23 protein-coding genes are annotated in these 25,180 nt (G+C 32.5%); 14 read left to right on the top strand and 9 right to left on the bottom strand.

Annotated features, from left to right (window positions below; genetic code table 11):
• The first annotated feature begins 104 nt into the window (after positions 1–104).
• From aspS to ABD011_RS00485, 4 genes are all read left to right on the top strand, one after another.
• Positions 105–1,859, top strand: coding sequence for an aspartate--tRNA ligase (gene aspS / locus ABD011_RS00470; RefSeq protein WP_343795078.1), 1,755 nt, complete (start codon positions 105–107; stop codon positions 1,857–1,859).
• Between the two features lie 45 nt (positions 1,860–1,904).
• Positions 1,905–3,680, top strand: a complete 1,776-nt coding sequence (locus tag ABD011_RS00475; protein ID WP_343795079.1) for a chloride channel protein — start codon at positions 1,905–1,907, stop codon at positions 3,678–3,680.
• On the top strand, positions 3,677–3,919 hold the full coding sequence (locus tag ABD011_RS00480) for a hypothetical protein (RefSeq protein WP_343795080.1): 243 nt from the start codon (positions 3,677–3,679) through the stop codon (positions 3,917–3,919). The genes ABD011_RS00475 and ABD011_RS00480 overlap by 4 nt, the downstream gene beginning before the upstream one ends.
• A gap of 88 nt (positions 3,920–4,007) precedes the next feature.
• Positions 4,008–4,199 (top strand): cold-shock protein, encoded by a 192-nt coding sequence (locus tag ABD011_RS00485; RefSeq protein WP_129760902.1) that lies wholly within the window; start codon positions 4,008–4,010, stop codon positions 4,197–4,199.
• A gap of 63 nt (positions 4,200–4,262) precedes the next feature.
• On the opposite strand, the gene ABD011_RS00490 is transcribed toward ABD011_RS00485, so the two are convergent.
• On the bottom strand, positions 4,263–4,712 hold the full coding sequence (locus tag ABD011_RS00490; protein ID WP_131508771.1) for a nucleoside deaminase: 450 nt from the start codon (positions 4,710–4,712) through the stop codon (positions 4,263–4,265).
• 79 nt (positions 4,713–4,791) lie between these two features.
• Here ABD011_RS00490 and ABD011_RS00495 point away from each other — a divergent pair, with 79 nt between their 5' ends.
• Entirely contained in the window at positions 4,792–5,712 is a 921-nt protein-coding gene (locus ABD011_RS00495; RefSeq protein WP_343795081.1) for an energy transducer TonB, read from the top strand.
• A 22-nt stretch (positions 5,713–5,734) separates the two neighbouring features.
• On the top strand, positions 5,735–7,519 hold the full coding sequence (locus ABD011_RS00500; RefSeq protein WP_343795082.1) for a 1-deoxy-D-xylulose-5-phosphate synthase: 1,785 nt from the start codon (positions 5,735–5,737) through the stop codon (positions 7,517–7,519).
• Here the strand turns inward: ABD011_RS00500 and ABD011_RS00505 are convergent.
• Both ABD011_RS00505 and ABD011_RS00510 read right to left on the bottom strand, forming a co-directional pair.
• The gene (locus ABD011_RS00505; protein ID WP_161566756.1) at positions 7,493–7,660 is read right to left on the bottom strand and encodes a hypothetical protein; all 168 of its coding nucleotides are present in this window, start codon (positions 7,658–7,660) and stop codon (positions 7,493–7,495) included. The genes ABD011_RS00500 and ABD011_RS00505 overlap by 27 nt on opposite strands.
• 180 nt (positions 7,661–7,840) lie before the next feature.
• Positions 7,841–9,184: a deoxyguanosinetriphosphate triphosphohydrolase gene (locus tag ABD011_RS00510; protein WP_131508768.1), complete on the bottom strand. Its 1,344-nt coding sequence runs from the start codon at positions 9,182–9,184 to the stop codon at positions 7,841–7,843.
• Between the two features lie 201 nt (positions 9,185–9,385).
• Here ABD011_RS00510 and ABD011_RS00515 point away from each other — a divergent pair, with 201 nt between their 5' ends.
• Both ABD011_RS00515 and ABD011_RS00520 read left to right on the top strand, forming a co-directional pair.
• Entirely contained in the window at positions 9,386–10,657 is a 1,272-nt protein-coding gene (locus tag ABD011_RS00515; RefSeq protein ID WP_131508767.1) for a hypothetical protein, read from the top strand.
• A 93-nt stretch (positions 10,658–10,750) separates the two neighbouring features.
• Positions 10,751–13,588 carry a TonB-dependent receptor gene (locus ABD011_RS00520; protein WP_343795083.1) on the top strand — a complete coding sequence of 946 codons (2,838 nt, stop codon included), beginning with the start codon at positions 10,751–10,753 and terminating at the stop codon, positions 13,586–13,588.
• Between the two features lie 75 nt (positions 13,589–13,663).
• On the opposite strand, the gene ABD011_RS00525 is transcribed toward ABD011_RS00520, so the two are convergent.
• Complete coding sequence (locus tag ABD011_RS00525; protein WP_131508765.1) at positions 13,664–14,014, bottom strand: toxin-antitoxin system YwqK family antitoxin; 351 nt, start codon at positions 14,012–14,014, stop codon at positions 13,664–13,666.
• A 300-nt stretch (positions 14,015–14,314) separates the two neighbouring features.
• Here ABD011_RS00525 and ABD011_RS00530 point away from each other — a divergent pair, with 300 nt between their 5' ends.
• Positions 14,315–16,615 carry an inorganic phosphate transporter gene (locus ABD011_RS00530; RefSeq protein WP_134200615.1) on the top strand — a complete coding sequence of 767 codons (2,301 nt, stop codon included), beginning with the start codon at positions 14,315–14,317 and terminating at the stop codon, positions 16,613–16,615.
• A 4-nt stretch (positions 16,616–16,619) separates the two neighbouring features.
• Here ABD011_RS00530 and ABD011_RS00535 read toward each other — a convergent pair whose 3' ends face one another.
• On the bottom strand, positions 16,620–17,111 hold the full coding sequence (locus tag ABD011_RS00535; RefSeq protein WP_343795084.1) for an RDD family protein: 492 nt from the start codon (positions 17,109–17,111) through the stop codon (positions 16,620–16,622).
• Positions 17,112–17,607: 496 nt separating this feature from the next.
• Here ABD011_RS00535 and ABD011_RS00540 point away from each other — a divergent pair, with 496 nt between their 5' ends.
• Both ABD011_RS00540 and ABD011_RS00545 read left to right on the top strand, forming a co-directional pair.
• Positions 17,608–18,342, top strand: a complete 735-nt coding sequence (locus ABD011_RS00540; protein ID WP_131508762.1) for a LytR/AlgR family response regulator transcription factor — start codon at positions 17,608–17,610, stop codon at positions 18,340–18,342.
• 1 nt (position 18,343) lies between these two features.
• Positions 18,344–20,332: a tetratricopeptide repeat-containing sensor histidine kinase gene (locus ABD011_RS00545; RefSeq protein WP_343795085.1), complete on the top strand. Its 1,989-nt coding sequence runs from the start codon at positions 18,344–18,346 to the stop codon at positions 20,330–20,332.
• Between the two features lie 2 nt (positions 20,333–20,334).
• Here ABD011_RS00545 and ABD011_RS00550 read toward each other — a convergent pair whose 3' ends face one another.
• A complete protein-coding gene (locus ABD011_RS00550; RefSeq protein ID WP_343795086.1) occupies positions 20,335–20,904 on the bottom strand; it encodes a DUF3109 family protein in 570 nt (189 codons plus the stop codon).
• A 115-nt stretch (positions 20,905–21,019) separates the two neighbouring features.
• Here ABD011_RS00550 and ABD011_RS00555 point away from each other — a divergent pair, with 115 nt between their 5' ends.
• From ABD011_RS00555 to ABD011_RS00565, 3 genes are read left to right on the top strand one after another with little or no spacing between them, the layout of a single operon-like run.
• A complete protein-coding gene (locus ABD011_RS00555; protein WP_129760890.1) occupies positions 21,020–21,607 on the top strand; it encodes a MarC family protein in 588 nt (195 codons plus the stop codon).
• Between the two features lie 12 nt (positions 21,608–21,619).
• Positions 21,620–21,823 (top strand): hypothetical protein, encoded by a 204-nt coding sequence (locus ABD011_RS00560; RefSeq protein WP_131508760.1) that lies wholly within the window; start codon positions 21,620–21,622, stop codon positions 21,821–21,823.
• A complete protein-coding gene (locus tag ABD011_RS00565) occupies positions 21,823–22,425 on the top strand; it encodes an NAD(P)-binding domain-containing protein (protein ID WP_131508759.1) in 603 nt (200 codons plus the stop codon). Before ABD011_RS00560 ends, ABD011_RS00565 begins: the two co-directional genes overlap by 1 nt.
• On the opposite strand, the gene ABD011_RS00570 is transcribed toward ABD011_RS00565, so the two are convergent.
• The 3 genes from ABD011_RS00570 to ABD011_RS00580 form a co-directional block, all read right to left on the bottom strand.
• Positions 22,422–24,020 carry a S41 family peptidase gene (locus ABD011_RS00570; protein ID WP_131508758.1) on the bottom strand — a complete coding sequence of 533 codons (1,599 nt, stop codon included), beginning with the start codon at positions 24,018–24,020 and terminating at the stop codon, positions 22,422–22,424. The genes ABD011_RS00565 and ABD011_RS00570 overlap by 4 nt on opposite strands.
• On the bottom strand, positions 24,020–24,451 hold the full coding sequence (locus ABD011_RS00575; RefSeq protein WP_129760886.1) for a deoxycytidylate deaminase: 432 nt from the start codon (positions 24,449–24,451) through the stop codon (positions 24,020–24,022). The genes ABD011_RS00570 and ABD011_RS00575 overlap by 1 nt, the downstream gene beginning before the upstream one ends.
• 110 nt (positions 24,452–24,561) lie before the next feature.
• On the bottom strand, positions 24,562–25,152 hold the full coding sequence (locus ABD011_RS00580) for a HupE/UreJ family protein (protein ID WP_129760885.1): 591 nt from the start codon (positions 25,150–25,152) through the stop codon (positions 24,562–24,564).
• Between the last annotated feature and the right edge of the window lie 28 nt (positions 25,153–25,180).

Consider the following 25,180-nt stretch of genomic DNA (forward strand, 5'->3'; position numbering starts at 1 on the left):
TTTAAGTAGTTTGATTAATAGCAGAAAAGCCTCGACAAATGTTGAGGCTTTTTTTATTTGATAATCATTTAACTTCATTAAATTTGCACATCAAAATTTATAGTATGTATAGAAGTCATAACTGTGGTGAGTTAAGAGCATCACATATTAATACAGAAGTAACACTTTCTGGTTGGGTTCAAAAAGTTCGTGATAAAGGCTTTATGGTTTGGGTAGACTTACGCGACCGTTATGGTATTACACAACTTATTTTTGATGAAGAACGTACTTCTAAAACCATGATGGAACAAGCTCAAAAGCTAGGTCGTGAGTTTGTCATTCAAGTTACAGGAACTGTTATTGAACGCGCTTCTAAAAACCCTAACATACTTACAGGTGACGTTGAAATATTGGTAAGCAAATTAACCATTTTAAACTCTGCCAAATTACCACCTTTCACTATTGAAGATGATACAGATGGTGGTGAAGAATTACGTATGAAGTATCGTTACTTAGATATTCGTCGTAATCCAGTAAAAAACAGTTTAATATTTAGACATAAAGTTACTCAAGAAGTTCGCAACTATTTATCAAAAGAAGGTTTTATAGAAGTAGAAACTCCTTATTTAATTAAGTCTACTCCTGAAGGTGCTCGCGATTTTGTGGTGCCTTCTCGTATGAACGAAGGTCAATTTTATGCGCTTCCGCAGTCACCTCAAACTTTTAAGCAATTGCTTATGGTTGGTGGAATGGATAAGTATTTTCAAATTGTAAAATGCTTTAGAGATGAAGATTTACGTGCCGACAGACAACCTGAGTTTACACAAATAGACTGCGAAATGGCGTTTGTAGAGCAAGAAGATATCTTAAACGCTTTTGAAGGTTTAACACGTCATTTACTTAAAGAAGTAAATGGAGTTGATATTCAAGAATTCCCAAGAATGCTTTATGACGATGCTATGCGTTTGTATGGAAACGACAAACCAGACATTCGTTTTGGAATGGAGTTTGGAGAACTTAACGAAGTAGCACAACATAAAGACTTTGGTGTTTTTAACAACGCTGAATTAGTAGTAGGAATCGCTGTTCCTGGAGGAAACAGTTACACAAGAAAAGAGATAGACAAACTTATTGACTGGGTAAAACGTCCGCAAGTTGGCGCTTTAGGAATGGTGTATTGTCGTTGTAATGATGATGGTACTTTCAAATCTTCAGTGGATAAGTTTTATGACCAAGACGATTTAGCTAAATGGGCTGAAGTAACTGGAGCTAAAGCAGGAGATTTAATTTGTGTGCTATCTGGTGACACAAATAAAGTAAGAACACAGTTAAGTACTTTACGTATGGAGCTTGCTGAACGTTTAGGATTAAGAAAACCAAATGAATTTGCACCACTTTGGGTAATGGATTTTCCATTATTAGAATGGGATGAAGACACAGAGCGTTACCATGCAATGCATCATCCATTTACTTCTCCAAAACCAGGACAATTGGAACTTTTAGAAACCAACCCTGGAGCTGTTAAAGCAAACGCTTATGATTTAGTGTTAAACGGAAACGAAATTGGTGGTGGTTCTATTAGAATTCATGATAAAAAAACGCAAGCCTTAATGTTTGACTATTTAGGGTTTACCGAAGAAGAAGCAAAAGCACAGTTTGGTTTCCTTATGAATGCCTTTGAGTATGGAGCTCCTCCTCATGGTGGTTTAGCTTTTGGACTAGATAGACTAGTGGCTATTCTTGGAGGACAAGAAACCATTAGAGATTTTATTGCATTCCCAAAAAACAATTCTGGTCGAGATGTTATGATAGACGCTCCTGCTCCTATTGATGAAGAGCAACTCACAGAACTCAATTTAAAACTCAATTTAAAATCATAAAAATAAAATCCTGCTAATTGCAGGATTTTTTAGTAGTTTTAATTTATGCCAGCAAAATCATTCTTAAAACGAATACATATATGGAGATACAAGTATATTTCCCATAAAAACTTTGTATTCCTTTTAAGTATTTTAATTGGTTTACTAGCTGGTATTGTTTCTGTAGTCATAAAAAATATCACCTATGGTATTGAGTGGTTTTTAGAAACCATTACCTTTTCTCAAAGTAGTTTTTACTTCATTTTTCCAATTATTGGGTTGTGGTTAGTGTATTTATTTGTTAAGCATATTTCAAAACAACCTATTGAACACGCTATCCCAACCATACTATTTTCACTTTCAAAAAAGAATGGTTTATTAAAGCGAAGTAAAATTTACTTACCGCTAATTACTGCTCCAATAACTGTAGGTTTTGGTGGTTCGGTAGGACTATTAGGTCCTGCAATAGCTTCTGCTTCGGCTATAAGTTCTAATATTGGTCAATTATTTCATATTGATAGAAAAACAAGAACTTTATTAATAGGTTGTGCATCTGCAGGTGCTATAGCTTCTATTTTTAAATCGCCTATTGCAGCAATTATTTTCGCTATTGAAGTTTTTAGCTTAGACCTCACATTTGCTTCATTGCTTCCGCTTTTAATTGCTTCGGTATCTTCAGTATTGACATCTTATTTCTTTTTAGGTGATGAAGTGCTGTTCAACTTTACCGTTGTTGATAAATTCACCATTAAAGACACGCTGTTTTACTTAGTACTTGGTGTTGGAACAGGAATAGCTTCTATCTATTTTTCTAAAATATATTTTGGCGTTTATGCATTTTTTAATCGGTTTAAAACCAATGGTCAAAAGTTAATTATAGGTGGTTTAGCAATAGGTACTATGCTTTATTTTATTCCGCCTTTATATGGTGAAGGTTTTGGTTTTATAAATGATTTATTACACGACAACCATCTAAAAGCATTAGGAAAAACTCCTTTTGACGCTTTTATTGATAACATTTGGGTGGTTATTGCTTTATTAATAGGGATTACAATTTTTAAAGCCATTGCCATGACCACAACTCTTGCAGCTGGTGGAGCTGGTGGTATTATTATCCCAACAATGGTTATGGGTAGTGCCTTGGGAAATGTTGTGGCAAAAATCATTAATAATCTAGGATTGAATTTTAATGTTTCTGAATCTAATTTCACTTTAATAGGAATGGCAGGATTAATTGCTGGTGTACTTCACGCGCCTTTAACTGCTATATTTTTAATTGCCGAAATTACTGGTGGCTATGAACTTTTTGTTCCGTTAATGATTACAGTTTCTATGTCGTTCATTATTACAAAAAATGCTGTTGAGCACACTATTTACACTAAAGAATTGGCTGAAAAAGGCGCTTTGTTAACTCATAATAAAGACAAAAGTGTATTAACATTAATGACTTTAGATAGTGTGATTGAAAATGATTTTACGCTTTTACACCCTGAAATGTCTCTAGGCAAAATGCTTCACAAAGGTGTTGCAAAATCAAGCAGGAATTTGTTTCCTGTTGTAGATGAAGACAAACGATTGGTTGGTATTATTTTACTGGATGATATAAGAAATGTGATGTTTGACCAAAGTTTATATAACACTACCTCAGTTGAAACTTTTATGCATAATCCACCAGATTATATAAACTATAATGAAGATTCCATGCAAAAGGTAATGCAGCGCTTTCAAGATTCTGGAGCTTGGAATTTACCAGTGATAAAAGATGGGAAGTACTATGGGTTTGTGTCAAAATCTAAATTACTCACTGCCTATAGACGCGAATTGATTAATTTTACATCATGATTCGATTTATAAAAATTTTTACAGGCATTGCGTTTTTTGCTTCACTAACATCTATTATCTGTGGTTTTGTTATTGATGCTGAATACTCTCAAAAACTTATTGGATTAGGTGTGGTAGGGTTGTTTTTTGTTGTGTTTCCGTTGTTTTCTTACTACAGATGGAAAGATAAAAATCTTAAAGACTATATGATTACCAATGAGAATTTAGAAAAAATGCGAAATCGTGAAAAAAAACGCTGATTATCAATTTTTTAATAAAAATACAATTTGTTAACATATTGCTTCATTTAATATTATACCTTTGTCCTTTAATTAATATTTTTTTACAATGACTGGAACAGTTAAATTTTTTAATGATTCAAAAGGATTTGGATTCATTACCAACGACGAAACAGGAAAAGACATTTTCGTACACGTTTCAAACCTAAATGGTGTTGAACTTCGTGAAGGCGATAGTGTGGAGTACACAGAAGAAGAAGGAAGAAAAGGGATGGTTGCCGCTAACGTGCAAGTTCTCTAAGAGATATACTTTATTTATCACAGTTTCAACGCTCAACAGAAATGTTGGGCGTTTTTTTATACCCTAATTTAAATTGCGTTTTTCAATAAAAAAACGCTTTAACAGCTGCGAAGCTTCGTCTTGCAGTACACCTCCTACCATTTTAGTTTTTGGATGCAGTTTTGTTTTTAGGTTTATACAACCACGTTCTTCATCACTAGCTCCATACACTATCTTAGATATTTGACTCCAATACAATGCGCCTGCACACATCTGGCAAGGTTCAAGTGTGACATACAATGTACAGTTGTGCAGATATTTGCCTCCTAAAAAATTTGCTGCAGCAGTAATGGCTTGCATTTCGGCATGAGCAGTAACATCATTGAGTAACTCAGTAAGGTTGTGTGCTCTTGCTATAATTCTATCTTCAATTACAATAACAGCTCCAACAGGAATTTCGCCTTTTTCAAAAGCAATTTCAGCTTCCTGCAAAGCTTTTTTCATAAAATAGGTATCGTCAAAAGGGTTTTCCATGGTTGTAAAAATACAATTCTAATTGAATCAAAAACAAATCGGCAAGAAATTTGATACTCAAACTACAAAGCTATTAATTATGAAACCTCACTATTCAATTTCCATTCCCAAACCATGTCATGAAAACTGGTTGAAAATGACGCCTAATGAAAAAGGGCGTTTTTGTCAATCTTGCTCCAAAACCGTTGTCGACTTTACAAATATGACCACTGATGACATTCAAGACTTTATCCACAACAACAAGCACCAACGTATTTGCGGACACATTAAGCAAAGTCAATTAGATACCATTAACCTAAAAGTGTCTCAAAGTGTTTTTGACCAAACACTGAGTTTTCATAAAATGTTCTTATTGGCATTATTATTAGCTATGGGAACCACTATTTTTAGTTGTGCTGATGAAAAAGGCAATACAAAGAAAATTGAAAGCATTGAGTTGATAGATACAAAAACAGACACTATTGAAAAAATGGGAGAAATTGACACAGATGTTGAACAAATACTTAATGAAACTCTAGAAAAGACATCAAAAAAAGATTCTACAGAAATTACTGCTCCTCCTTTTTGCCCTATTCCTAATGTAACTGGAGAAATTATTGAAGTTGAAGAACAGATGGAAGATGAAGAGGATGTAACTGATATTGTTGTTGGAATGATTATTAATTCTCATCCACAATTTCCAAACACTCCTGACAGTTTATCTATTCAAGGACAGAAAGAATATCTTAACAAACAACTAAGAGAGTTTATTGAAAAAAACTTTGATATAGAAAACGCAAAAAAAGCAGGCTTATCTGGCAAACAAAGAATTCATGTCCAATTCACTATAGATGAGCAAGGAACTACAAAAGACATCAAAGTAAGATCACCTCATCCTTATTTTGATAAAGAAGCCACACGAGTTATGAAGCTACTTCCTCAATTTATTCCAGCAAAACAGCGTGATAAAAATATTGCATCAGTATACTATTTACCTATTATTTTTGATATTAAAGACTAATTAATTCTTGTACTTTTGTATAGTGCAAAAAAGACATTTAGACCATATTAACGTTCCTAAGGATTTACGTCAATTATCAGTTGATGATTTACCTCAACTTGCCAAAGAACTGCGTGAATTTATCATTAACATTATCGCAACTAAAGAAGGACATCTTGGTGCTAGTCTTGGTGTGGTAGAACTTACAATAGCGTTACATTACGTGTTTAATACACCTGATGATATTTTGGTTTGGGATGTTGGTCATCAAGCGTATGTGCATAAAATTTTAACTGGCAGAAAAACCGTTTTTGACACCAACAGGCAATTTGGTGGTATTAGTGGGTTTCCTAAACGTAGCGAAAGTGAGTTTGACACCTTTGGTGTTGGGCATTCTTCTACATCAATATCAGCAGCTTTAGGAATGGCAATTGCATCTCAATTAAAGGATGAAAACAAACACCATATTGCAGTTATTGGTGATGCATCTATTGCAAGCGGAATGGCTTTTGAAGGTCTTAATCATGCTGGAGTAACTAATGCTAATTTGTTGGTGATTTTAAACGACAATGCTATTGGAATAGACCCAAGTGTTGGCGCTTTAAAACAGTATTTAACCAACGTAAAAAAAGGCACTCAAAAGCAAGACAATATTTTTGAAGCTCTAAACTTTAACTATTCAGGACCAATTGATGGCCATGATTTACCACTTTTAATCTCAGAGCTCAACAGACTAAAAACCGTTAAAGGACCAAAGTTTCTTCATATAATAACTACTAAAGGAAAAGGGTTAAAGCAAGCTGAAAACGATCAAGTAAAATATCATGCTCCAGGAAAGTTCAATGCTAAAACAGGCGAACTGATTGTTAAATCAGGTTCTAGCCAACCTCCTAAATTTCAGGATGTATTTGGATTAACCATTGTTGAACTTGCAAAAAACAACAAAAACATAATTGGGATTACTCCTGCGATGCCTACCGGAAGTTCTTTAAAATACATGATGAAAGAATTTCCTAAACGTGCTTTTGATGTTGGTATTGCCGAACAACATGCAGTAACTTTTGCTGCTGGTTTGGTTACTCAGGGATTTACTGTGTTTTGTAATATCTATTCTACATTTTTACAACGTGCTTACGACCAAGTAATACACGATGTTGCTACTCAAAATCTTCCTGTCATTTTTTGCTTGGATAGAGCAGGATTGGTTGGTGAAGATGGAGCGACACATCATGGTGTTTTTGATTTGGCTTACTTACGATGTGTCCCTAATTTAATTGTTTTTGCACCTAGAAACGAAATTGAATTACGCAATATTATGTTCACTGCGCAATTAGGTTTAGACCACCCAATTGCTATAAGATATCCTAGAGGACGAGGTAGTGTAATAGATTGGAAAACCCCTTTTGAAACTTTACAAATAGGTAAAGGTATTCAACTAAAAGAAGGTAAAGACGTTGCTGTTTTAAGTATTGGTTCTATTTACAAAAACGTTGAAAATGCTATTGAAAACTGCAAGTATACTGGTACAATTGCTCATTTTGATATGCGTTTTGTAAAACCACTTGACGAGAGTTTATTGCATCATATTTTTAAAACATTTAAAGCTGTAATAACAGTTGAAGATGGAACAGTAGTTGGTGGCTTTGGTAGTGCAGTTTTAGAGTTTAAGTCAAAATATGATTACTCAGCAAAAACAGAAGTTGTTGGTATTCCTGATGAATTTATTCAACATGGAACGGTTGACCAATTACAAAAGGTTTCTAAAATGGATGTAGATAGCTTGGTTAAAACTATTGAAGACCTACTCCTCAGTATCAGTAGTAGCTAAATCTGGTTGCTGATCTACATTGTACATATCAATGTTTTGTACATGCTGTGAATTTTTGCTTTTAGAGATATCGTCTATCATTAGCAAAAACGCTACTGTTACAAAAAATATAACTATCGCACCTAATAGATTTTTTTTCATCTTAGTAGATTTATGGGATTGTGTTAACAAATATAACAAATCATCGTTAAAATACAAATTTTATCGATGAAATGCAGTTATTTAATTTCCCAACTATACTCTCAAAGTTCAGGCTTAATTCAACCACTTTTAAAAAAAACAGTTGAAAATTATCAACATTTATATTAACAATTTGAGTATTTATAGGTGATTCCCTTTAAGTTTTCTATAGGTTAAAATTGCATTACTGTCAGAAAGTTTAGAAATATAATTACATACAGCCATTAGGCAACTGTAAAGATTATCATCATTCAAATTGACAGTTTTTGGTAATGATTTTAAAACTAAACTATTAAAACTAGAAAGTGAATTATTCAATTTATTGTCGACAGCATCAGTATATACACTCAATAACTGATTTAAAACTTCATAACCAGAAATCTCTTTATCAATCACCTCTTCAGACTGGTAAACATTTGAAATGCTTATTTGAATAATATCCTTTATTTGAGCTTTGTATTTGCTCAAATCCAATAAGGCTTTGGAAAATGTTCCATCCAAAATAGCTTCTTCATTTTCAATAAACAATTCAACAGCTTCATTAATTAGCGTATTAATGGCTAAAGCTCTTAAATAACTAACTCTATCTTGCGTGGTCGTTAATTCGTGATATTTTGAAGTGTTAATTGAGCCTCTAACAAGATTAATAAGATACTCAAGCGCATATTCTTCTTGTATTAAGCCGAGATTGATACCATCTTCAAAATCAATAATAGTGTAGCATATATCATCAGCAGCTTCAACCAAGTAAGTTAGCGGATGTCTACTAAAACTAATATCATTATCATTACCACGCTTTACAAGACCTAGTTCTTTAACAACATCTAAAAACACTGATTTTTCACTTTGAAAAAAGCCATATTTTTTATCAGCAATATGAGTTGTTGGCTTTTTAGGCAATGACTCTTTAGGGTATTTTATAAAAGCACCTAAGGTAGCATAGCTCAACCTTAAACCTCCTTCTCTACCTGGTCTACTCTCGGTTAATATTTTAAAGCCATTGGCATTTCCTTCAAAGTCGCATAAATCTTGATACTCTTTTTGCGTAAGTTTATCTTTAAACTTTACACCTTTTCCTGTTTTAAAAAACTCACCTATACTTTTTTCTCCAGAATGTCCAAAAGGCGGATTACCAATATCATGCGCTAAAGCAGCTGCGGCAACAATAGCTCCAAAATCATTTGCTTGATAACCATGAATATTTTGTAAATAAGGATGCTTCTCTATTAACCTTTGTCCTGCCTTTCTACCTAAAGACCTACCCACGACACTTACCTCTAAACTGTGCGTTAAACGAGTATGAACAAAATCGGTTTTAGAAAGTGGAATAACTTGAGTTTTGTCTTGAAGGCTTCTAAACTCCGAAGAAAATATAACCCTATCATAATCAACCTCAAACCCTAATCTAGTCTCATCCTGCTCCTTTCTTAGCCTTTTATTAGTATCACCAAATCGTTTTAAAGAGAGTAACTGTTCCCAATTCATAACAAAATATTAAGTGCTCGCAAGATAGCTAATTCAATGTTAATTTAATGTTTAGAGAAACTCAAAAAATCAAGGTTTGGTAACATTTAAATAACTTTTTTATTACCAATGTTTAACTTCTGATTAACCTTGTCTTTACAGTTCAACAGTTTCTTTGCAGCATCGATTTAATATAACAAAACTATTTTAAAAAAAAGTAAAATGAGAAAATTAACTTTAGCCGTATTAACAATGCTATCATTAGTATTTACTGGCTGTTTTAAAGATGACGATACTCCTATTATTATTGAGGAAACTACAATCATCAACCAAGGTGGTGGAGATGGTGGAGGAGATATTTGTCCTACTGTTTCTGTAACAGGAGCAATTACTTCAGACACAACTTGGTCTAGCGACAACATTTATGTTTTAAACCAAAAAGTAGTGGTAGACAATGGTGCTACTTTAACTATCCAACCAGGTACAATAATTAAAGGTTCTCCAGGAACTGGTTCATTAGCTTCTGCATTAATTATTGCTAGAGGTGCTAAAATAAACGCTGTAGGAACTGCTTCTCAGCCAATTATCTTTACTTCTACAAGTGATAACATTACTTGTGGAGAAACTGCTGGTACTAACCTAGATGTAAACGATAGAGGTCTTTGGGGAGGATTATTAGTTATGGGTTATGCTCCATGTTCTTTCTCTGGAGATATTACTGAAGCTCAAATAGAAGGTATTCCTGCTGATGACACATTTGGTCTTTATGGTGGTTCTGATGCTGCTGACAACTCTGGTGTATTACAATACATTTCTATTCGTCATGGTGGAGCTTTAATTGGAGAAGGTAACGAAATTAACGGTTTAACTCTAGGTGGTGTTGGAACTGGAACTCTTATTAGCAATATTGAAGTTGTTGCTAACGTAGACGACGGTATTGAATTCTTTGGTGGTTCAGTTAACGCTTCTAACTTATTAGTTTGGGGACAAGGAGATGACGCTTTAGATATTGACCAAGCTTACTCTGGTACTATTGATAACGCTGTTGTAGTATTAGGAGAAGCTTCTGACCACGCATTTGAAATTGATGGTCCTGAAGGTTCTTTAACAGGTTCTTTTACTTTACAAAACGCAACTATAATTGGTAACACTGTAACTGCTGATGGTGAGTATGCTGACTATAGAAGTAATGCAATGGGAGCTACAAACAATATTCTTGCTTACGGATTTAAAGCTGAATCAGATGTTGAATTAGACAACGATGGTGTTGCAACTAATTACAACGACGGTTTAGTAACTTTTAGCAACTGGGAAATTGTTTTACCTACAGGTGTTGCTAACGTAGAAGACATCTTTGTAAATAAAGCTGAAACTGTAACAGTAACAGGTTTTGGATCTGAAGCTACTGCTGTAACTCTAGGATCTCAAACAGTTGGAGCTGATTTATCAGACTTTGACTGGACTTATGCTAGCGCTTCTGGTGCTTTGCAATAAATCTAGACATTAATCTAGACAACGTTTTAACTCCCTTAAAAAAAACAATTGTCCACTAAAATAGGGTGGACAATTGTTTATAGAATATTTATTATGAAAAAAAATATATCTACATTTATTTTCTTTTTCTTTCTTGCAGTTTCTTTTTCTTATGCTCAAAAGGGTAAAGTTGCCGGAACAGTAATGGATGGTGAGTTTGTTGAGCCTATGGCTTTTGCAAACATACTTGTAAAAGGCACTACTACTGGTACAACTTCAGACTTTGATGGAAAATATGAATTAGAATTAGAACCAGGAACTTATACTTTAATATTTTCTTTTGTTGGTTATGACACTCAAGAAATAAGTGAAATTGTTATCAAGTCTAACGAAATTACTGTAATTGATGTTACCTTAAGTACAAACTCACTTGAAACCGTTGTAGTAACCACAACAGTAAAAAGAAATACTGAAAATGCAGTATTGAACATGCAAAAAAAGTCTGTGACTTTATTAGATGGTCTTTCTGCTCAATCCATTAAAAGCAGTGGAGCAAGTTCAGTAGCTACGGCTGTAAAAAGTGTACCTGGTGTTTCTATTCAAGGTGGAAAATATGTGTATGTTAGAGGTCTTGGAGACCGTTATACCAAATCTATTTTAAATGGTGTTGATATTCCTGGTTTAGATCCAGACAGAAACACAATTCAAATGGATTTATTCCCAACAAGTATACTTGATAATGTAATAGTTTTAAAGTCTGCTTCTGCTGAGTATCCTGCTGATTTTACAGGTGGTGTAGTTGATATTATCACAAAAGATTTCCCAAATAAATTTGAGTCTTCAATTTCTCTAGGTATGGGATACAATCCTGATATGCACTTTAATGACAAATACTTGACATATACTGGTAGTGATACTGATTTTTTTGGTTATGACGATGGCACAAGAAATCTTCCAATAAACAGATACCAACCTATACCTGGTACTTTTGAAAACAGATTGTTATTAACTTCTTTAACAGATAAATTCAATAAAGAATTAGCTGCTAAGCAAGAAAATAGCGGAATGAATTTTGACTTAGGTTTTACACTTGGTGATCAGTATGATTTAGGTAATGATATGAAACTAGGCTACCAAACCTCTTTTTCTTACAAAAATGAAACAACATTTTATGAAGAAAGAATAGATGGAGCTTGGATAAGACAAAATGGTGACCCTTCTGAATACCAACTTAACAGCACATTAAGCTCAAGAGGATCTGAAGGTATTAACAATATTATTTTAAATGGACTTGCTGGTGTATCTCTTAAGACTAAAAAGTCAAAGTACAAATTTAATGTACTACATATTCAAAATGGTGAATCAACTGCAGGTGTATATAACCAAGAGATCTCTGAAGATGGAACTGGTGGAGCTCAAGCACCTATCTATAAAAATGCACTTACTTATACTGAGCGTTCTGTAACTAACTTTTTGCTTAGTGGTAGTCATAGATTTAGCAATGACGAAAATGCATGGAACTTAGATTGGAAACTTTCTCCTACCTTTTCTAAAGTGTACGACAAAGATCATCGTATTACACCATTGAGACCTTCAGACAATAACACATTTGTTATTAGTCCTAGTACTGCTACATACCCAATAAGAATTTGGAGATGGCTTCAAGAAGAAAACTGGGTTGGTAAAATTGACTTAAAGAAAAAATACAACCTTTTTAATAGTCCTGCGCAATTAAAGTTTGGTGGTAGCTATGTATATAAGTTTAGAGATTTTAGTATTGATGCATTCACTTTTCAAATAACTGGAGACGATTCATTTATTGAAAACGGAAATGTAGATAACTTATTAGCTACTCAAAACATTTGGACACCTGACTCTGATAGCGGAACTCATATTACCTTTGGTGATACGTTTAATCCAGATAACGCTTATGAAGGTGAACATAACATTGCTTCAACTTACATTTCTAATGAGTTTAACATTACTGAGAAATTCAAAACCGTTTTAGGTTTAAGAACTGAGTATTTTAAAGCTTATTATACTGGTGCAGATACTCAAGAAGACATTGTTTATGAAAGAGAAGAAGTTCAAGATAAGTTTGACTTTTTCCCATCAGCTAACTTAATTTATTCTTTAAATGACAATGTAAATTTAAGAGCTTCTTACTATCGTACTACAGCTAGACCATCATTTAAGGAACAATCAAACTCACAAATCTATGACCCAATTACTAACAGACTGTTTATTGGTGATTTAGACTTAGTTCCTTCTTACATCAACAACTTTGATTTAAGGTATGAGCGTTATGGCGATTCAGGTCAAATGTTTGCAATAAGTGGTTTTTATAAAGACTTTAAAGACCCAATCGAAATTACATTTTTCGAATCAGCAGCAAACCAATTAACACCTGCTAATTTAGGTAACGCTACTGTAATAGGTGGTGAGTTTGAATTTAGACAACGATTAGGCTTTATTTTAGAAAGTTTAAATGACCTTAAATTCAATGCTAACGTATCTGTAATAAGTTCAAAACTTGAAATGTCTCAGCAAGAATATAACCGTAGAGTACTTGCTGCAAGAGAAGGAGAATCAATAGATAGAGAGCGTGACCTACAAGGACAATCACCATTTTTATTAAATATTGGTTTAGACTATAACAACGAAGACATTGGTTTGCAAACAGGATTATTTTATAATGTACAAGGTAAAACACTTGAGGTTGTTGGAACAGGAATTGTTCCTGATGTTTACACACAGCCTTTTAACAGTTTAAACTTTACATTAAACAAAGCTTTTGGAGAGACCAAAAACTCTTCTATAGAATTAAAAATAAGCAACCTATTAAACGATAAGAAAGAAAGCTTATCAGAATCTTTTAGAGCAGATGATCAAATATTCTCATTAAGAGATCCAGGAATTGAATTTTCTTTAGGTTATAGCTTTAAATTTTAATCAAATTAGTTTTATAAAATAAAAAAAGGCACTCTTTTCAGAGTGCCTTTTTGCTTTAATTTAATAAGGATAAACTTAATTTCTTATAGCTACATCAGTAGATTGTTTCCACTCTTGTACACTAGCAATTTTAGAATCTTTGTAGTCTACTTCTTTTAGTGTATCATCTACCCAAAAAAACCATTTACCAGATTTTTGACCATTGTTATAATTACCAACAGCAACTTTATTACCTTTTAAATCGTAACTTGTCCAAACACCATGCAATTCACCCTTAGCATTAAAAGTTCCTTCTTGTTCAACATTACCATTATCATGATAATAAGTAACCATAGTTAAATCTCCTTTTTTTTCTACCTTAGCATCTACCTGAGCAAAACTTAAACTAGACACCAACATCAATACAACTAATACTATATTTTTCATGTTACTTTGGGTTTTAATTAATGATTATGTAACAAATATAAAGATATATTTACAATTTTAAAACATTTTGGTAACACTTACGTAACATTAAATTAACATTGAAATTATAACACGTTGATTTACAATTATTTAATTTTTTAAAAAATTAAAAATTTAACATTGGAAGTTCACATTTCATAATAAAAACAATAGCTAACCTACTTCTATAATATATGTTAGTTAAAAAGAACATAACATTTTGGTAACATTTCGTTCAATTTAAAACAAGAAATTTGCTAATTAAATTTTGACTCTTTCTTAATGGAAAATATTTATATCTACATGTTGGTCGCTTTAGCTTTTTTAGCAATAGCTGACCTTGTAGTTGGTGTTAGTAATGATGCTGTTAACTTTTTAAACTCTGCTATAGGTTCTAAAGCAATTACGTTTAAAACTATAATGATAGTCGCTAGTCTTGGTGTTGCTCTTGGAGCGTTATCATCTAGCGGAATGATGGAAGTTGCAAGAAAGGGTATCTTTAATCCTGGGCAATTTATGTTTGATGAAATCATGGTCATTTTTATGGCTGTAATGATTACAGATATTCTTTTGCTAGATTTCTTTAATACACTTGGGTTACCTACTTCAACGACTGTATCTATTGTATTTGAATTATTAGGAGCTTCGGTTTGTGTAGCTTTACTTAAAATAAATGCTGATGACACTCAAAGCATTCTAGATCTTGGGACATATATCAATAACGAGAAAGCTATTGAAATTATATTGGGTATTTTGCTCTCAGTAGTTATAGCATTTAGTGTAGGTGCACTAATTCAGTTCATATCAAGAATTTTATTATCGTTTAAATTCGAATCTAAACCAAGTTGGTACGGAGCTGTATTTAGTGGGTTTGCAGTAACTTCAATACTTTATTTCATAATAATAAAAGGTTTAAAAAGTGCAACATTTATGAGTGGTAACTTTTTAGACTTAGTACAAGAAAACACTCTTGCTTTTTTAGGCATCAACCTTATTGCTTGGTCTTTAATATCAATGGTTGTTATCTCTGCATTTAAAACCAATATTTACAAAATGATCATCATCATAGGAACTTTTGCGTTAGCTATGGCTTTTGCAGGTAACGACCTTGTAAACTTTATTGGTGTTCCTATTGCTGCTTTTGACTCTTTCAATAAATGGTCTGCTAGTGGTATTTTGCCTACTGAATTTAGCATGGGCTCTTTAGCTGAAAAGGTTAAAACTGAACCTTACCTTTTACTTATTGCTGGATTAGTAATGGTGCTTACCTTATGGTTTTCTAGTAAGGCAAAGGCTGTTGTAAAAACATCAGTAGATTTATCTCGTCAAGATGATGTAAAAGAGCGTTTTGAACCAAACTTTTTATCGCGTAGTATCGTTAGAGGAAGTATTGCTATATCTAGTAGCTTCAATAGTCTTCTTTCTGCTTCTGCTAAAGAAAAAATTGAAAAACAGTTTGTTAAACCTGTACTTTCTTATACCTCATCTAAAGAAGATGCACCAGCTTTTGACCTTGTAAGAGCATCAGTAAACCTTATGGTTGCTAGTGTACTTATTTCTATAGCAACATCTATGAAATTACCTTTATCAACTACTTATGTAACATTTATGGTTGCAATGGGTACATCATTAGCTGATAGAGCTTGGGGAAGTGAAAGTGCAGTTTACAGAGTTGCTGGAGTTTTAAATGTTATTGGTGGTTGGTTCTTAACTGCTTTGTGTGCTTTTACTGCTGCTGCTATTATGGCTGTTATATTATTTTACGGAAAAGGTTATGCGCTATCTGCATTATTAACTATTGCCATAATTCTTCTTGTAAAAAACTATTTAAACCACAGAAAAAAATCTTTATCAATTAAAGAAACTGATAGTTTAAATAAAGCTGAAAGCAGCTCGCTACAAGGCGTTATCGTTGAAAGTGCTGGTAACATTTCAAACGTTATTAAAAGAGGAAATAAAATATATTCTGGTGCAATTAATGGATTAGCTACTCAAAACCTAAACGCACTTAAAAAAAATAAAAAGAATATTGAAAAACTATCTTCTGAGATTGAAGATTTAAGGGATAACATTTTCTATTTTATTAAAAATCTTGAAGACCCAAGTGTTAATGCGAGTAATTTCTACATCAATATTTTAAGCTACTTGCAAGATATGGCGCAATCTTTAGAATACATTTCTAAGGTAAGCCACAAACACATTAACAACAATCACAAAAAGCTTAAGTTTAGTCAAATAAAGGAACTTAAAGAGGTTGATGACCTAATTCAACGTTTATTTGATGATACAAAAACTTCATTTGACTCCGAAACTTTTGAAGAAATTGGCAAAGTGCTTAACAATAAAAAAGTGATTTTTGATACGCTTACCCAAAAAATTCAAAAGCAAGTGGAGCGTACTCGAACTGAAGAATCGAGTCCTAAAAACACGACACTTTATTTCAGCATTCTATTAGAAACTAAAGATTTGCTTACAGCTACTATGAATTTACTAGAAGAGTATTATCAGGCTTATGACGATACCGTTGTACCTGCAACTATAGCTGTAGACAAAAACAAATCTAAATCGTCTGAAGAAGAGTAGTAGTTTACTCGATTAGAGTATTACCAATAGCTTCAAGGTTAATCTCGGTTTGCTTTTTAGTTTCAAATTTATCAATGTCAACAACATAAGTTTTTGAGATAGAATCGTGCCATCCTTTACCATTTGTTCCTAAAAAGGATAACATATCAAAAGGAATTAATCTGCACAGGCTTCTTATAAAAGCATCTTTTAACGTTATAGGCTCAGCGTCAATTTTAATGACTTTTGTTCTTGTTACATATTTACCTAATGTTCTTTCGGTATACCCTTCCATTAAGGTGTAATAGATAAGTAATAGTAAATAAGTAAAAACGTAGTCCATTACTGTAGACATTCCATTAAACCAATCACTCAATGCATAATTTCCTGTGAACTCCCCTAAATAGTAAAACCCATAAGACAGCCCATATATAACTGCGTATTGTGGCACTAAATCTATAAGATGGTTAACAAAACGCTTGCCTTTGCTTGCTAATAAGTCTTCAGTAACTTCCATTGGTTTGATTTGTTTTTGTTGAGCTATACATGTTGTGGTTTAACCAAAAATAATACGAGAAAACTTACAAAACAAAAAAGAGAGCCTAGACAAGCTCTCTTTTTCCCCAATAATTAACTAAACTAACTAAAACTTTTTATTTAAATTAAAAGGATAGTCACCTTAAACCCTGTGGAAAATATAAAAGTCAGGAATAAACCTGACTTTTATTTGTTGATTAATAGCATTTAATCAGATAAGTGAATCCCCACGATCACTTTGTATTATGGTTAGGTTTCTATAAAAATTTGTTACATCAAATATCTATAAATAAAATTGGTTTGTAAATTAGGTTTGTATAAATGGTTATGAAAATTGTATAGTTGGTAAGTAGGAATTTGATTTATTTTGTCAAAAACGCATTATTTAACGTTAATATTTAACATATTACACAAAAACACTGTCAAACCACACATATATTTAAAGTTGCAGATAATATATTGTTATATTTGATATTATGATAAAAGCTGTAATAGTTGATGATGAGCCAAAAGCTATTCAAAGTTTATCTTGGGAATTAACTAATTTTAGTAATGAGATAGAAATTACAAAAACGTTCTCTGACCCTGAAGTTGCCCTAGAATACTTAGAATACAATACTCCTGATTGTCTGTTTTTGGACATTCAAATGCCAGCAATGGATGGATTTCAATTTTTAGACAAGTTACAACACAAGGATTTTGCTGTTGTAATCACTACAGCATATAATGAATATGCCATTAAAGCTTTAAAACACGAAGCTATAGATTATCTTTTAAAACCAATAGACTCTGATGATCTTCAAGACACAATAAAAAAAATCAAAAAGTTTAATTCCAGACTTTTAAATTCATCAAAAATCGAAAAGGCTCTCATAAACTTTAATGCTAAATTTGACCAAAAAAAGATTACCATTAATACCGATGGCAAACTCATATTCGTTACTCTTGATGATATTTTATTTGTTGAATCTGATGGAAATTATAGCACTATATTTTTAGCCGATGGACAAAAAATTGTAGCTACAAAAAAATTAAAAGAAGTCAACGAAATTTTACCAGAACATTACTTTTTTAGAATACACAACTCTTTTATTATTAACCTTAATAAGATAAAAGAGTTTATAAAAAATGAAGGCTATGTTGTTATGCAATCTAACCATAAAATACCTGTAGCCAGACAACGTAAATCTGATTTTTTAGAAAAATTATAGCATGCACAATTTATTGGCAAATACAACTTACAGTAAAAAAGCTCTAGTCATTTTCTTGTTACTATGCGTTAATTGCATAGGTATTTTAAGTATAAGCGCTCAAAACAATAAAAGCACAGACTTTAAAGTCTTACTTGAAAATGTTTTAGACACAAAACCTAACTCTTACACTATTTTAGACTCTATATTTTATAGAACCAAGTACGACAGCATTAATATGAAAGAGCTAGTCTCTAAGTCTAAAAAACTTGAATATCTTGAAGGTGAAAGCTATGGCCTAAATGCACTAGGAACTATATACCGAAATGTCTCGCTATATGATAAAGCAATAGAAACTCATTTAAAATCAAAAGAAATTGCTGTAGAAGCAAAAAATCAAGAACTAGAAGTTATTAATCTAAACATGCTAGGTGTTGTGTATCGTAGAATGGACTTAGTAAAACCCGCTTTAGATTATCATAAAAAAGCGTTGGATATTGCAAACTCATTCAAAAACCCAACACAAGAAATGAAACACAGTATTGCTGTATCACAAAATAGTATGGGTAATATTTATTTAGCGTTAAAGCAATACGATTTGGCAATCGCTCAGTTTAGTAAATCTCTAGTTTTTGAAACCGAAGCCAATAATAAGTTAGGACTAGCCATTAACTACCAAAACATTGGCTATGCTAAAGAAGCCAAGGGCAACTTAGAAGACGCTTTAAAAGATTACCAAACTTCATTACAGTATAATAACGAAATAGACTCCGAAATAGGACGCGTAATTTGCTTTAATAGTATAGGGAAAATCTACATCAAACAAGGTAAATATAACGATGCTAAAACCATACTTGAAGATGCTCTGGAAAAAGCACTTCAGGTTGGAGACCAATTTTATATTGCTTCGTCTTACACCAACTTAGGTTGGGCTCAAATAGAATTAAATTTAGATGCTGAAGCTGAAGACAATTTAAAAAAAGCATTAAAAGTTGGAGAAACTTACGGATTAAAATCTGCAGTAGTTGAAGCCAATGAACATTTATCTGATTTATACACCAAAAAAGGAGACTATAAAACTGCTATGCAGCATTACAAAACCTCTATAGAGCTTGAAGAAACCATCTCAAACGAAAGAAACCTACAGTATGTTAATGATATTATTGTTCAGTATGAAAACGAAATAAAAAACAATCAAATTCGTGCGCTTGCTAGCGAAAATGAAATGGTAAAATCCAAGCTTGAGAAAAACAAAAAAATATTTTGGTACACACTAGTAGGCCTAATACTTGTTGCTGGAGTTATAATTACACTTAACAGACAACGACAACTAGAGCAAGAAAAACAAATTTTAACCTTAGAGCAAGATATGTTAAGGAGTCAAATGAACCCTCATTTTATCTTTAATTCTCTAAACTCAATAAAGCTCTATATTATAAACAACGAAAAAGAAAACGCTGTTTACTACCTAAATAAATTCTCAAAGCTTATTAGAAAAATACTCATTGCTTCAACCGAAAAGGAAATTTCTTTAGAAGACGAGTTGGACACTATGAGGCTTTACATGAATATTGAAAACATTCGTTTTTCTAACGAAATCAATTTTAAAATTCATATTGACGACACGATAAATACCGCAAGTGTAAAAGTGCCTTCAATGATTTTTCAACCTTTTTTAGAAAATGCACTTTGGCATGGGTTATCTACCAAAAAGGACAATAAAAAAATTGACCTTCATGTTACAAAATCTTCTAATGATTATGTTACTGTTACTATTTCTGATAATGGAATAGGTAGAAAAGAATCTGAAAAAATTAATAAGAGTAAACTATTAAAACGAAAATCGGTAGGTATTGCTATAACAAAAGCACGATTATCAAACTTTTCAAAAGGATATACCAGTCAGTACAAATTAAAGATAGATGATCTTTATGACAACCAACAAAAACCTGTTGGCACAAAAGTTATTATTGATATCCCTATACAAACTCAAGCTTTAAGAACTGCTTAAAACTATCGGTCTTGTTTTTGAGCTACTTTTTCGAGCTCCATATACCAATCTTCTCCAAACTTTCGTATTAGTGCTTCCTTTACGAATTTATAAATAGGAACCTGAAGTTCTTTTCCCAACGTACACGCATCATCACAAATGTGCCATCTATTATAATTAACTGCTGAAAACTCGCTGTAGTCTTTAACTCTAATAGGATATAAATGACAAGACACTGGTTTTTTCCAGTTGATTTCTCCTTGGTTGTAAGCTTCTTCAATAGCACAAAGTGCAGTTCCTTTTTTATCAAAAATAACATAAGCACAATCAGCGCCATCAATTAAAGGCGTTTCAAACTCACCATCTTCTGTGGTAATAAAAGTACCTTGTTCTTCTATTGACGCAATCCCTTCTTTTCTTAAAAAAGGCTTTACTTTAGGATAAATATCTTCTAGAATTTTTGTCTCATCTTCCTCCAATGGAGCTCCTGCATCACCATCAATACAACATGCACCTTTGCATGCCGAAAGGTTACAAACAAAGTCATTTTCTATAATATCTTCTGAAACTATGGTTTTTCCTAACTGAAACATGCAGCAAATATAGGTTATATTCAGCATAAAAAAAGCAAATAAACTTTACTGTTATTTAATAGCATATTTCATTTATAATTACCGAAATTTGCAAAAAATTTAAAACCCTATTCTGATGCAATTCGATGTTAAAGAAATATTTACGGCTTTTATGGTATTATTTGCTGTAATAGATATTATTGGTAATATTCCTATCATTATCGACTTACGTAAAAAAGTAGGTCATATTCAAAGTGAAAAGGCTTCAATAATTGCTGGTATTATAATGATTATGTTTTTGTTTTTAGGAAAAACAATTCTGTCATTAATTGGTGTTGGTGTTAACTCATTTGCAGTAGCTGGTGCCTTTATTTTATTTTTTATTGCCTTAGAAATGATTTTGGGTATCACTTTATACAAAGAAGATGAAAACACTGCTATGACAGCTTCGGTGTTCCCTTTGGCGTTTCCGCTAATTGCAGGACCAGGAAGTTTAACCACACTGCTTTCTTTGCGTGCTGAATATAGAATTGAAAATATTATAATTGCTGTAGTACTAAATGTAATTATTATATTTATAGTATTAAAAACCTCTTCTAAAATTGAGCGTTTAATTGGCCAAAACGGAATTAATATTATCCGTAAGGTGTTTGGTGTTGTATTATTAGCAATCGCTGTAAAACTGTTTGCTCACAACATTAAAGCGCTGTTTGAAGTTGTTTAAAACTAATATTAAATGAAAATTTTCACCATAATAGTAACTGTTATTGCTATTGCATTAATAATTTTTAATATCACTCAAGTAGATGTTAATGCTCCTTTTGAAGGACAAAGTGTTATTGCACTTATCACTATTTTAACCTCACTTTGCGCAATTGTTTTGTTACAAATATTGAGAACCTCAAAATTAATTGAGAAAAAAACTAAAGAGAATAAGTAATGTTTGACACTTTAATTATTGGAGGTGGAGCAGCAGGTATGTCTTGTGCATTAGTGTTAGGTTCTGCTAAATTAAAGCCCTACGCTGAAGACAAAAAAATAGGTATTATTGTGCATCAAAAAGCGTCTCATTTACAAAACGCTTTATTTTATAATGTACTTGGTTTAGCCGAAGGCACTACAGGAGAAGCTATTTTAGAAAATGGCAAATTGCATTTAGCATCTCGTTATCCTCATGTTGAACAGATAGAAAACGAAAAAGTTTTGGAGATTTCTAAAACTGACAACTATTTTACTGTTACTACCAATAAAAGTAGTTACCAATCTAAAACTATAGTTGTAGCTGTTGGCTACACTAATCTTTTATCTATTAAAGGGTTGGAAAGTTATGTAGAACCTCACCCAAGAGCTGCTATAGAAAAAGACCGTATTTGGCTTAAAAACGATGATCATTTAATAGAAGAAGGTTTATATGTTGCTGGCACATTAGCTGGTTGGAGAAGTCAATTCGCCATAGCATCAGGTAGTGGTGCACAAGTAGCGACTGATATTCTTACGTTATGGAATAATGGCAAACAAAGCCATGTGCATGATAAGGTTTAGAAGTTTTCATCTTCACTAAGTTTAATCACTTCTAAAATCATTTCATCTTTTTCATTTATAATTTGCTCACTGGCATTACCACCATATAATTGGTCTGCTAAGTCTGCTTTTATAAGTTGCTTCATAGCATCATGATACGCTACAAATGTGATTTTAGTACGCTCTTTTAGGTTTAGATAATCCTGAAACTTTATAACAATGTCATCGCTTACTTCAAAATTCTTTATAAAATCGTCTTTAGTTACGTTTTCATAAACACTTCGATCTCTATCTAATTCTTCAAACACAAAATTACTTATGTAACCTCTACGTCTTATGTAGTTTAAAGTTTCGTTTTGAATACTAGTATCTAGTGGCACAAAAATATCAGGAATAATACCACCTCCACCATATACCACTTTTCCGTTAGGTGTTGTAAATTTTAAAGAATCGGCAACTTTTATATTTTCTTGTTCACTCAGCTCACCACTACTTAAACGCTTGTAATAATCGTTATAGTAATCGTCACTATTACCATTATGATATGGTCTTTGTATGGAGCGTCCTGTAGGTGTGTAATATCTTGAAACCGTTAAACGCACAGCACTACCATCTCCTAAAGCCATTTCGCGTTGCACCAGCCCTTTTCCATAAGAACGACGACCAACAATGGTTCCTTTGTCATTATCTTGTAAAGCACCTGCAACTATTTCGCTTGCTGAGGCTGAGTTTTCATTAATAAGAATATAGACTTCGCCTTCTTCAAAATCGCCTCTTCGCGTAGCGTAGCTTTTCTCAATTTTTCCCGATTTGTTTTTAGTAAATAAAATCAGTTTATCGTCTTCTAAAAACTCATCTATAATTTGTTCAGCAACTCCAAGAAAACCTCCTGGATTATCTCTTAAATCTAATGCCAATTGGGTTGCTCCTTGATTTTGTAGTTTATCTAATGCTTTTTTAAATTCTTTATAGGTAGACTCTGCAAAACGATTGATTTTTATATAACCCAATTTGTTGGTAAGCATATAAGCAGCATCAACACTTTTAATAGGAATATCAGTTCGTTTTACAGTAAAATCTAGAAGTTCGTCCTCTCCTTTTCTTAAAACTTTTAAATGAACTTTGGTGTTTTTCTCGCCTTTAAGTTTTTCAATAATAGCTTCATTACTCCATTCTCTTCCAAAAATAGAATCGCCATCAGCCATAATAATTCGGTCACCTCCTTTTATTCCTGCTTTTTCACTTGGACCTCCTTCGGTTGGTCTTATTACTGTAACAGTGTCTTTATAAGTATAAAAACTCACGCCTATACCAATAAAATCACCTTTCATGTTTTCGGTAACACGTTGTAATTCGCTTTTTGGAATATAAGTAGAATGTGGATCGAGATTGTCTAAAATCCCATTTACAGTTACATCAACAATACTATCGGTATTTACCTCATCAACATACTCATAATCAATATAATCTATTAACCTATTGAGTTTGTCTTTTTTACTGTTTGATGTAAATAATCTATCTGAAGTATCTGTAAAGTTTAATTTGCCTCCAATAAAAACACCTGCTGCAACAGCAACACCTATAATAAATGGTATGTATTTTTTTTGAAATGACATTATGCTTTTACATCTTCTATTAATTGTAATTCAATTCCTGCTTTTTCTAAAAACTTTAAACCTGAATCATCTTTATATGCAGCACTATACACTACTCTAACAATACCTGCTTGATGAATAAGTTTACTACACTCTTTGCATGGTGACAACGTAATGTAAAGTGTTGCTCCTTTGCAAGACTGTGTTGATGCTGCTACTTTTAAAATAGCATTAGCTTCGGCATGTAATACATACCATTTTGTGTAGCCTTCATCATCCTCACAGTAATTTTCAAAACCAGTTGGTGTGCCATTATAACCATCAGAAATTATCATTCTGTCCTTTACTATTAAAGCGCCTACTTGTTTACGCTTGCAATGTGACAGTTTTCCCCATTCTTTTGCTATTCTAAGATAAGCTTTATCGTATCTTAATTGTTTTTCTTTTGGCATTAATTAATTTGAATTGTGCGTTTAAAATCAAACATTTAACGAATATAAGTGCTTCGCAGTTTAATTTATAATAATTATGCGTTAAAATTTTATCAAAAAAAATATAATTTCTACGAAAATATATTGCTTCGAATAAGCATTGGTATAAGTAACCCAACAACTATAGCAGAAACAACCATAACCCAGTCGCGTTTAGAAAACCTAAAAATGGTTTGACATAAGAATCCTAAAAACACAACAATAAAAGCAACTATAATTTGCCCTACTTCTATACCTAACGAAATCTCTAATGCTGAAAGTAATTTATTATCTGATGCTTTTATAAGAGACTCAAAAGTACCTACATAACCTAAGCCATGTATTAAACCAAAAAATAACGTTGACAAAAATAGTATACCAACCTTTTCGTTATGCGCTTTTTTACCTGCTGTAAATACATTATAAAGCGCTACAACAAGTATTATAAGTGGTATTAAAAAACCAACCAAACTACTGTTAACGCTAATTACATTGTAAGTAGCCAACAGCAAAGAAACGGTATGACCTAAAGTAAAAACTGTTATTAAAAGTAGTATACGTTTCCAGTCCTTAAACAAATAAGGCACTGCTAACACAATTAAAAAAACAATGTGTTCGTAGGCATTTACGTTTAGGATATGGTAAATTCCATGTTGTAAGTTGGACAAAAAATCGTCAAGCATCGTTTATTGTATTTGGGTTAATTCAAAG

The organism is Gaetbulibacter jejuensis, from assembly GCF_039524015.1.
Taxonomy (GTDB): Bacteria; Bacteroidota; Bacteroidia; order Flavobacteriales; family Flavobacteriaceae; genus Gaetbulibacter_B; species Gaetbulibacter_B jejuensis.

Excerpts from the sequence above, each read along its gene's own strand:
- ABD011_RS00525 (WP_131508765.1), bottom strand. The coding sequence starts at position 14,014 with ATGAAAAATATAGTATTAGTTGTATTGATGTTGGTGTCTAGTTTAAGT.
- ABD011_RS00540 (WP_131508762.1), top strand. The coding sequence starts at position 17,608 with ATGATAAAAGCTGTAATAGTTGATGATGAGCCAAAAGCTATTCAAAGT.
- ABD011_RS00520 (WP_343795083.1), top strand. The coding sequence starts at position 10,751 with ATGAAAAAAAATATATCTACATTTATTTTCTTTTTCTTTCTTGCAGTT.
- ABD011_RS00580 (WP_129760885.1), bottom strand. The coding sequence starts at position 25,152 with ATGCTTGACGATTTTTTGTCCAACTTACAACATGGAATTTACCATATC.
- ABD011_RS00570 (WP_131508758.1), bottom strand. The coding sequence starts at position 24,020 with ATGTCATTTCAAAAAAAATACATACCATTTATTATAGGTGTTGCTGTT.
- ABD011_RS00475 (WP_343795079.1), top strand. The coding sequence starts at position 1,905 with ATGCCAGCAAAATCATTCTTAAAACGAATACATATATGGAGATACAAG.
- ABD011_RS00560 (WP_131508760.1), top strand. The coding sequence starts at position 21,620 with ATGAAAATTTTCACCATAATAGTAACTGTTATTGCTATTGCATTAATA.
- ABD011_RS00565 (WP_131508759.1), top strand. The coding sequence starts at position 21,823 with ATGTTTGACACTTTAATTATTGGAGGTGGAGCAGCAGGTATGTCTTGT.
- aspS (WP_343795078.1), top strand. The coding sequence starts at position 105 with ATGTATAGAAGTCATAACTGTGGTGAGTTAAGAGCATCACATATTAAT.
- ABD011_RS00495 (WP_343795081.1), top strand. The coding sequence starts at position 4,792 with ATGAAACCTCACTATTCAATTTCCATTCCCAAACCATGTCATGAAAAC.
- ABD011_RS00490 (WP_131508771.1), bottom strand. The coding sequence starts at position 4,712 with ATGGAAAACCCTTTTGACGATACCTATTTTATGAAAAAAGCTTTGCAG.
- ABD011_RS00480 (WP_343795080.1), top strand. The coding sequence starts at position 3,677 with ATGATTCGATTTATAAAAATTTTTACAGGCATTGCGTTTTTTGCTTCA.
- ABD011_RS00575 (WP_129760886.1), bottom strand. The coding sequence starts at position 24,451 with ATGCCAAAAGAAAAACAATTAAGATACGATAAAGCTTATCTTAGAATA.
- ABD011_RS00505 (WP_161566756.1), bottom strand. The coding sequence starts at position 7,660 with ATGAAAAAAAATCTATTAGGTGCGATAGTTATATTTTTTGTAACAGTA.
- ABD011_RS00515 (WP_131508767.1), top strand. The coding sequence starts at position 9,386 with ATGAGAAAATTAACTTTAGCCGTATTAACAATGCTATCATTAGTATTT.
- ABD011_RS00530 (WP_134200615.1), top strand. The coding sequence starts at position 14,315 with ATGGAAAATATTTATATCTACATGTTGGTCGCTTTAGCTTTTTTAGCA.
- ABD011_RS00485 (WP_129760902.1), top strand. The coding sequence starts at position 4,008 with ATGACTGGAACAGTTAAATTTTTTAATGATTCAAAAGGATTTGGATTC.
- ABD011_RS00550 (WP_343795086.1), bottom strand. The coding sequence starts at position 20,904 with ATGTTTCAGTTAGGAAAAACCATAGTTTCAGAAGATATTATAGAAAAT.
- ABD011_RS00545 (WP_343795085.1), top strand. The coding sequence starts at position 18,344 with ATGCACAATTTATTGGCAAATACAACTTACAGTAAAAAAGCTCTAGTC.
- ABD011_RS00535 (WP_343795084.1), bottom strand. The coding sequence starts at position 17,111 with ATGGAAGTTACTGAAGACTTATTAGCAAGCAAAGGCAAGCGTTTTGTT.
- ABD011_RS00555 (WP_129760890.1), top strand. The coding sequence starts at position 21,020 with ATGCAATTCGATGTTAAAGAAATATTTACGGCTTTTATGGTATTATTT.
- ABD011_RS00510 (WP_131508768.1), bottom strand. The coding sequence starts at position 9,184 with ATGAATTGGGAACAGTTACTCTCTTTAAAACGATTTGGTGATACTAAT.